We start from the raw sequence: 8,655 nt of genomic DNA on the forward strand, positions 1-8,655 counted from the left end.
CACGAGCCGGCGTAGCTGTCCGGTAGCGACCGGAGTTCCGAGGACAGCCCTTGCCCGACGAAGCATGACCTCGACGGCGGGTCCCACGCGCATCTCGAGGGCGCGGTCGACGACCTCGTCCAGCCCGGTCAAGGCCAGGGCCCGGTCGATGTCCACCAGCCAGATCAAGCGATTGCCTCCTGACTGGGCGGCATGGACGCACAGGTGAACGACAGTGTCGGCTGGGTCGAACGTGGGCACCGGGCCAGTTGGCAGTGCCACGGGCCTCGATCGACTGATCAACGTGGAGGAGTCCATGCGCGCATCGCGGCGCAGAGCCGGGTCGTCAAGGACGTGCCAATGCAGATCGAGGAGGGTCTGCGCGGGCGTGAGAAGGTGCACCTGCCCGGGCAGAAGGTGGCCCATGCGGGGCCAGTTGCGTTCCAGCAGCCGACATCCGGCGTCTTCGAGCGTGGTCAGCGCGAGCGGGAGGTCCTCGCCGTCCACCAGGAGGTCCAGATCGACGTAGGCGCGCAGGTCCGGCCTCCGGTGCGCTGTCTCCGCCAGCACGGGTCCCTTGAACGAGACCCAGGGGATGTCGCGCTCGTCCAGAAGGTGGCCCACCTGGACGAGTTCGGCGCTGAGCCGAACATGCCGAGCGAACTGCGCCCGACAGACATCGCTAAGACCCTCCCTCGCGAGCGCGCTGAGGGCGACTGGATCCCGGGCCATCGCGAGCTGGAGGTACCCGGCTACTCCGTGCCGGACGGCCGCCTCGACCAAGCCGGCGGCGTCGGACCTCGCGACCCGTCGGAGCCGGGCTCGGCCAGGTGCTCCCGGCGGCCGCACCGCTTCGGCCAACGCGGTCCCGATCGGACCCTTCCGATCAGTCCATGATCGCTGCATGGTTCACGCGTCGGGCCGGAGAACCCAATAGTCCGTCGAAGACTCCGACGTACCCCTCTTCCTGGTGCCGCCAGGCGAGAACCTGCTCAACCCGCTGCCGACCAAATTCGCCCATTTGTCGTCGACGCTCGTTGTCGTCCAGAAGCTTGAGGAGGGCGATCGCGTACTCGGTGGAGTCCCCGACCACGTACTCAGCGGCGGCACCGGCGGACACCTTGGTCTCCTTGAGGTCGAAGGCCAGTACCGGCAATCCGAATGCCATGTACTCCATGGTCTTGTTCATCGTGCTCACGTCGTTCAAAGGCGAAGGTGGGTCCGGCGACAATCCAACGTCGGCCGACGACAAGTAGTCGAACAACAGCTCGTCGCTGACCCGGCCCGGCATGGTCACGACGTCGTCCAACTGGAGGCGCATGATCCGTGAGCGCAGCTCGGACCAACAGTCGCCGGCGCCGAGGATCGCGAACTGCACGTCGGTCCGCCCGAGATCGTTCACGATGTGGTCCACAGCGTCAACGACGACGTCCACCCCGTCCTGGGGTCCCATAACGCCCACGTAGACGACGAGGTGCCGTCGGCCGTTCCGCAGCTCCGGCCGCGCAGGTCCTCGGTGCATGCGGGACTCGTCGGGACCGGTACGCACCACGGTCACCTGTCGCGGCTTCCTCCGCCCACGACCGAGAGCGTTGGCGCGGTATGACTCGTTGGTCGAGATCACGTGCGCAGCGGTGCGATAAGTGGCCCACTCGAGCAGCAGCAGCCCTCGGCGCAAGGCAGGTCTCGGCCGGTCGAACCTCGACTCGTAGACCTCCGGACACAGATCGTGCTGGTCGAACACAAAACGGACACCAAGGGGGCGGAACAAGAGGGCGAGAGCGAAGTACGTGTCCGGCGGGTTGCAGGCCTGGATGACGTCGAACCTGTTGCGTCGGTAGTCCCTCAATGCAAGACGCAGGGTCTGCAGCCACGAATAGGCGAACTCATAGACGAAGCTCCCGACCGAGCCGGTCGCCGGAGCGGGGGGGTAGTGGTAGAGCCGGACGCCATCGAGTGTCGTCTCGCGAGGGTCCCCCGGTCCCGCCGGGGAGATCGCTGCCACCTCATAGCCGGCTCGCTTCAACGCCTGGCACTCCAGCCAGACTCGTCGGTCGCCGGGGAGCGGCAGGTTCTGCACAATCAGCAAAACCCGAGGGGGCTTGGAGGGGTCGCGGCGCCTCACCAGGCAAGGCCCTGGAAGGGCGGAACCTCGCCGACGGCGATCGGGCTCCGGTCCGCAAGGTTGATCTCAAGCTCGTGCGACAAGCCCCCGGACAGATCGATGACGGGGACGGCGGGACCGAGAAGCAGCGCATCCATGACGACCGGGTCCGTGGTCGCCAGGACGACGCAACGCGCCTCGTCAAGGGCCTCTTCAGCGGTGTCAGCGAGTCCGCGCATGAGATGCGGAAGGTGCGTTTCGAAGTACGCCCTGTTTGCGCCGAGAAGTCGTTCCGGGTTGACGAGCTCGTCGTAGATCTTGAGGTCAATCCCCTTCCCGATCAGCTTCTCGGCAAGCGCCACGAACGGGCTCTCACGCAGGTCGTCCGTGCCCGGCTTGAAGCTCAGACCCATCAGCGCGACGCGTCGCGCTCCCGTCTCCAGGACCATTGAGACCGCTTGGTCGATGTGCACCCGGTTGCTCGGCAGAAGAGCCGAGAGCATCGGCAGGTTCACGTCCTGAGTCCGCGCCCGGTGGGTCAACGCCCGAATGTCCTTGGGCAAGCAGGAGCCACCGAAGGCGAAGCCAGGCCGGAGGTACCTCGATGAGATGTTCAGCTCCTGGTCCTCGACGAAGACGTCCATGACCTGACGTGGGTCCACGTCGGAGGCGCTGCAGAACCGTGCGATCTCGTTGGCGAAGGTCACCTTCACAGCGTGGAAGGCGTTGCACGCGTATTTGAGCGCTTCGGCGGTGCCCGGGTCGACTTCGCGGACCGGAGCCCTCAGGAAGGCAAACAGCTCGCGTAGCATCGTCAGGGACCTGGGGTCGCTGCTGCCCAATATGGTGAACGGCGGCGAGTAGAAGTCCCGGATGGCGCTCGACTCGCGGAGGAACTCAGGGCACACGGCGACCCCGAAGTCCTTGCCTGCGATGCGGCCGCTCGCTCGTTCAAGCGCGGGGATCACAACCTGAGTCGTCGAACCCGGAAGCATGGTGCTTCGAATCACCACGACGTGGTAGTCCTCGCGGTCGGCGATCAGCCGACCGATGTCTGAGCAGACGGACTCAACGAACGAGAGGTCAAGACTGCCATTCGGACGGGACGGGGTGCCGACGCTCACCAGCGAGACCTGAGCTCCATCCAATGCCGCCCGCGCGTCCGAGGTCACAGACAGCCGACCGGCCGCGGTAACGGACCCGACGAGCTCGTCCAGACCCGGCTCCGCGATCGGGCTGCGTCCCTCGGCCAGGCGATGCAACTTGCTCACGTTGGGCTCGACGCCCACGACCTCGTGCCCTTGGTTTGCCAGGCAGGCAGCGGTCACGCAGCCCACGTAGCCCATCCCGAACACCGTGACCCTCATCTACAGTCGCCCCCTCCGACGCACTGGCCAACCCTCGGGCGGAGACCCGCCGCGAACTCGGTCGATCACGACATTAGTCAAGCCGTTGGGCAGCGCTACCTGCGCGGGCAAAGACTGACCGAACGCCCGATGATGCCTCCGCGGATGCCTGAGCCCGCATGGGCAGGGCAGGTCACTGCGGTCACTTGTTGTAGTCACCCGAGCACTCGCTGTCGCTTGCTCAGTGCGTCGACTCGTCCGATGCCTCGACCGGCTCTGGCGACCGTTCTGCCGACCCCGTCGATGGGTGCCGCGCGCGCAAGCGCGCAAGCGCAGCCACGCTGAACACACGAATGCCCGGGGTGGCAATGACGGCGGGATGCCCCTTCTGAATGCGAGCGAACGCGGCGGCGCTGCCCACCACGAAGAACCCGAGGGCGGCCGCCATGGGGAACGACAATGCGTCAAAGGTCACGAACGTGACCAACGGCACCGCGCTCGCTGCGGCGAGGCTGTAGCCCAAGTCGCGTCCGGCTGCATCGGGGCTGGCGAGCGCGCCCGCACGGCCGGCCCACACGCCGGACGCCAGAAACGCAAGCAGGAGCAGCAGCCCCACCACACCGGTCTCGATGAGGAAGCCCAGGTACTGGTTGTCGAGGATGACGTAGCTGGGAAGGAAGGTGCCGAACCCTCGACCGAAGACCGGCGCTGCCCGAACAAAGGACATCGCCAGCGGCAGCGCGCTAACCCGCGAGCCGGCGCTTGGATCAGTGCTGATCCCCGTGAACAGATTGAGCAGCGTCCCTACCAGTCCGGGGACGGCAAGTCGGACAAGAACCACGCCGAACGGAAGAAACAGCAGGGCAATGAGCCGACGCCTGGCCGGCCAGCCGACGAAGAGGATGAGAAAGGCGACGGCCTCGCCAACGATCGCCGACCGGGAGACCGACAAAGCCATGGCCAAGCCCACCAGCAAGACCATGATCCAGCGCCGAAGTCGCGCGCTGGGCTCTGAGTACAGGGCGAAGTGCAGAGCGATGGGGAGAACCATGGCCATGACAACGCCGAACTCAATGGGGTGGGTCGCTGTGCCGGCGGGACGGTTCAGCCCTCCGCGGCTCAGCAACGTCGCGTACTCGAAGTTGGCGGACAGGCCGGGGACGATGATGTAGCGAGTCACGTCCACCCCGGAGAACGCCTGGACCACACCGACGGCCGCGACCACCGAGCCGAGCACGGTGAATCGACGCAGGAGCGTCTCCAGCCGGTCCCGGGTTGCGATCCCGTCCACCGTCAGCAGGACGACCGCCGCCCAAGCAACGATCTTGATCACGCCACGGTCCGCGGCGCGGACCTCGAGCCCGTCGATCGGCCGAGTCATCGCCGCGACGTAGCTGCACAGAACGGCTGTGACCAACGCAGCTACCAGGATCAAGGTTGGTTCTGGCCGCGGCCGCAGGATTCGGCCCGACAACAGGTTCATGTTCAGCCACCAGAACAGCCCGCCAACAGCAAGCAGGAGAGCTGGTGCTCCCGCGGCGCCCAGCGGTGCGATGACCAGACGCGCCGGGATCACCATGAGCAGCACCAGCCACACCGTCAGGAACCTGACGGTGTCACCGGGTTTGACCGAAGCCACCCCCAACGCCGCTAGGCCCGGGCGCTGGTGAATTGGCCAGAGTCTGACCATCCCTCAACGGGATCGTCGAGATCAGGGTGCTCGTCGCGCGTGCCGTTCCTGCGTTTGCGGGAGAACTCGAGGAGGAAGGGCACCGTGAACGTGACCGCGAGTCCGACGGCAGCTACGGCCAGCCCCAGCTGGAGCAGCGTCTTGCGCACCGGCTGAGTATGGTCGCTCTTGGCCACAACGGTCATCACCACCCGGCTGGCCGGTGGCGCAGATACGTTCGCCTGCATCTGGTCGAGCTGCGCGGTCATGGTCTGGAAGATCAGCCCACGGGCACCGTTCGCCGCGTCGGACCCGGCGGTGGACTCGACGGTCACGGCCAGGAACGGCAGCCCCGACAGGGAGTCACCCGCCACCGTGTACTTGCTCGCCGAGAACTCCGTGCGGAGCCGGTCCAACAAGACGGGATCGGCGCTCACGGCCCTCGCCAGGGACTCCGCGGTGGTATTCAAAGCCGAGTCGAAGGACAGGTACGGATTCGGCGCCCTTGCCGTCGGTGGCTCCAGGAGCAGAGCCAGGCCGGTCGACTGTTGCGGCACCGGCACAGAGGCGAATACGGCGTAGGTCGCACCTGCAGTCAGCAAGAACCCGACAAGCAGCACGTACCAGCGCTGCCGCAGCACCCGCGCCGAGTCGCTAATCGCCATACTGCTCCCCCTGGATCCCTGGTTGCTACTCATGATGCTCTCAGTGAACAGGCCGCCCTGCACGGCCCCATCGCAGATTCAACTGAACAGCCCAACGCAAAGCCGTGGTCGAGCGTTCCTCAGGGCAGCCCACGCGATCGCGTGGGCTGCCTCCTCTTCCTGTGCGAGAATCACCTCGTGGCCAGGGCCAGCCATCGAGACGCCGGGGAGCGCAAGCCCCCACTTCTGTTGCGCGTGACGGCGAGCATCACCTTCGGAATCTTCGTGGCATTGTCCCTGTTCAGCTTGGGCGGCTTCCTGGTGATGACTCAACCTCGCACGTACGAATCCGACACCACCGTGGTCTTCCTGGTCCCCAACTCAGACTCTCCGAACCCGTTCACCTACTACCCCAAGTCACTGGCCATCACGGCGGGCGCGGTAGTGCAGCACGTCACCTCCTCGTCTTCGGCGAGTCTGCTGGCAGCCCAAGGCGCCAGCGAGGACTACCAGGTTCGCCTCCAGGATGACGGCAACCAATGGGTGCACATCTTCAAAGTCCCCAACGTCTTCATCACGGTCCGCGACAAAGACCCCAACCGGGCTAACCGGACCGTTGGGCTGCTGCTGTCCGCCATGACTGGTCAACTGACCGCCATCCAGAGGGCGGCCGGAGCTCCCGAGAAGTCCTGGATCACGGCCCGACTGCTCACTCAACCGTCCGGCGCGATAACCCTCCAAGGACGCAAGAGCCGAGCACTGGCGGCGATCATGGTGCTCGCAATGACCGCCGCCTTCGTCATCGTGGGAACTGCGCGCCATCGGCTTCGGAAGTCCCGCGTCGATCAGGACTCGGCGAGCCACCCCAGGCAACGGAGAGTGGGATCAACTCCGGCCACGGCGAGCGCCTGAGTCAAACCCGACGCCCCTGCGGTCCTCACTCACCCAGTCTCGCCGACGGACTTCACGGAAGGATTGGGGACCGGAAAGAACAGCTCATACGGTTCGAAGAACCTGGCCAGGAAGGCCGCTGGAAGCGGCTTCCAGTCCGAGTAGCCCCTGAACTGGGTCATCTGGCTGGCGTACGCGTCCAGCGCATGTCTCTTGCACTCAAGGCGACCCGAGGTGGAGACGCGGACGACTGAACTCGTGAATAGAGGCCTCCACGGCTCGCGCACCCTCGTGGATAGACCGCCCTGGCCGGACCAGGGCCAAGCCGACCACATCCATACGCCGTATTCCCACAGAGCGGGTGCGATCTCCGATGAGGCCACCGCCTGACGCACCGCCGAAGCCACCGCCGAATGGTCGGGATGTGGCTCGGCCACGTGCGGAGAGAATACTTCGTCGGGGCGCAGTTCCGAGATCAACTCACCCAACCGATGAGCCACGGGGCCGACCACGGACGGCAGTGCTCCGTCCTCGAAGCCGAGGAAACGGACTGGCCCACTGATTCCGAGGCGTTCAGCCGCCTGATCGGCCTCCGCTTTGCGGATCGCGCGAATCTCCTCCAGCGTCAGCGCTTGCGAGTCGTGCGAGCGTGATCCGTCACTCACCACCACGATCGTTACATCGGCGCCGGCCGCGGTCTTGCGACAGATCGTCGCCCCGCAGGCGATTGTCTCATCATCCGGGTGCGGCGCAACGACGAGGCAGGAGCGAGAGGTTGTCTGCGCTGTCACGTCGCGAGCACGGGCACCGAGTCCCGCACGAGCCCAGCGTCGCAGAACCTCCACCTGGTCGCGCGACCCCACACCAGCCTCCCGTCGCTCACGGCGCACTTTCGCCGACTGATGCCTCAGCTCAGTATGCCAAGCCACGGGTGGTCCTCGGCGCGCAGCGGGTGAGTCCGGAACTCAAGTCGACAGGGCAAGCGACCGATAGGTCCCGTATCGGTCCTGGGGGGGCCAACACGAAAGGTGTTCGATCGTGTCGCTTTCCCTGCTTCGTCATGCCTCCGCAAGCCGCCTGGCCTTGGTGATCGCCGTGTATCTCCTGGTCGGCATAACCGGCTTCGCGGTGGTGAAGCGGGCCGGCGCGGTGACCGTCCCGACAGCCACGATCTTTGCGTCCACTGAACGCCCGGCTGTGGCAGCCTCCACCGACGCGAGTTCGGTCGAGCTCGGACTGCGGTTCAACGTGGCAGTTCCTGGAGAACTGACGGGGATTCGGTTCTACAAGGGGGCAGGCAACACCGGAACGCACACCGGCACGCTGTGGAGCCTCACGGGCAAGAAACTGCGATCGGTCACGTTCACCGGCGAGACCCCCTCTGCTTGGCAGGAGGCCCGGTTCGCCTCACCCCTCCGGGTGAAGGCCGGAGCCTCCTACGTCGTGTCCTACCACGCCGCCTTCGGCCGCTACGCGGTGACCCAGAACTTCCCGTTCCGCGCCCTCACGTCGCCCGCGTTCCGGGTTCCGGCCACGGGTGCTGGCGTCTACCGGTATGGATCGACTGGCTTCCCCACGGCCACCTACAAGAGCAGCAACTACTGGGTTGATGTCGTCTTCCAGACCACTGTGGCGGGCAGCGCGGCCCAGACGACAGGTCTCGCCAGCCCGAACCACCCGGCCGCTCCGGCGGCAGCAACCCAGGCTTCGGCAACCCCAACGCGCAGTCCCACACCTTCCATCGCTGTCGGCACCGCCAGCCCCACGGGTCCGACAACCCGGACTGACTCGACGGCCGCCACCCCGAGCCCGACGCCGAGCCCGACCCAGACCTTGTCGGTTCCCGCGCCGACGTCGCCGGCCGCTGTCAACAACCCGGCGCCGGTCATACCGGTGAGTACCGGCGCCTTCCCGGGCGGGTCGAGTACGGGGGTTCCGGCGGGGACGGTGTTGAAGGCGGTCAGTGGTGACTACACCGTCTCGACGGCGGGTGCGGTGGTCAGCGGGCTGGACATCTCCGGG

At 66.3% G+C, this 8,655-nt stretch carries 8 protein-coding genes; 2 read left to right on the forward strand and 6 right to left on the reverse strand.

Annotated features, from left to right (window positions below):
* From VIM19_05410 to VIM19_05430, 5 genes are all read right to left on the reverse strand, one after another.
* Positions 1-762: nucleotidyltransferase family protein (locus VIM19_05410; protein ID HEY5184340.1), on the reverse strand; the 762-nt coding region annotated here is incomplete at its 3' end.
* Positions 763-865: 103 nt separating this feature from the next.
* Positions 866-2,059, reverse strand: a complete 1,194-nt coding sequence (locus VIM19_05415) for a glycosyltransferase family 4 protein (protein HEY5184341.1) — start codon at positions 2,057-2,059, stop codon at positions 866-868.
* A 41-nt stretch (positions 2,060-2,100) separates the two neighbouring features.
* On the reverse strand, positions 2,101-3,450 hold the full coding sequence (locus tag VIM19_05420) for a nucleotide sugar dehydrogenase (GenBank protein ID HEY5184342.1): 1,350 nt from the start codon (positions 3,448-3,450) through the stop codon (positions 2,101-2,103).
* Between the two features lie 220 nt (positions 3,451-3,670).
* Positions 3,671-5,026: an O-antigen ligase family protein gene (locus VIM19_05425; GenBank protein HEY5184343.1), complete on the reverse strand. Its 1,356-nt coding sequence runs from the start codon at positions 5,024-5,026 to the stop codon at positions 3,671-3,673.
* A gap of 53 nt (positions 5,027-5,079) precedes the next feature.
* Entirely contained in the window at positions 5,080-5,826 is a 747-nt protein-coding gene (locus VIM19_05430) for a hypothetical protein (protein HEY5184344.1), read from the reverse strand.
* Between the two features lie 114 nt (positions 5,827-5,940).
* Here VIM19_05430 and VIM19_05435 point away from each other — a divergent pair, with 114 nt between their 5' ends.
* A complete protein-coding gene (locus VIM19_05435; protein ID HEY5184345.1) occupies positions 5,941-6,654 on the forward strand; it encodes a hypothetical protein in 714 nt (237 codons plus the stop codon).
* A gap of 29 nt (positions 6,655-6,683) precedes the next feature.
* On the opposite strand, the gene VIM19_05440 is transcribed toward VIM19_05435, so the two are convergent.
* Entirely contained in the window at positions 6,684-7,424 is a 741-nt protein-coding gene (locus VIM19_05440; protein ID HEY5184346.1) for a PIG-L family deacetylase, read from the reverse strand.
* 304 nt (positions 7,425-7,728) lie between these two features.
* Here VIM19_05440 and VIM19_05445 point away from each other — a divergent pair.
* Positions 7,729-8,655, forward strand: a 927-nt coding sequence (locus tag VIM19_05445; protein HEY5184347.1) for a DUF4082 domain-containing protein, incomplete at its 3' end; no start/stop codon positions are given.

This window comes from Actinomycetes bacterium (assembly GCA_036510875.1).
Lineage (GTDB): Bacteria > Actinomycetota > Actinomycetes > Prado026 > Prado026 > DATCDE01.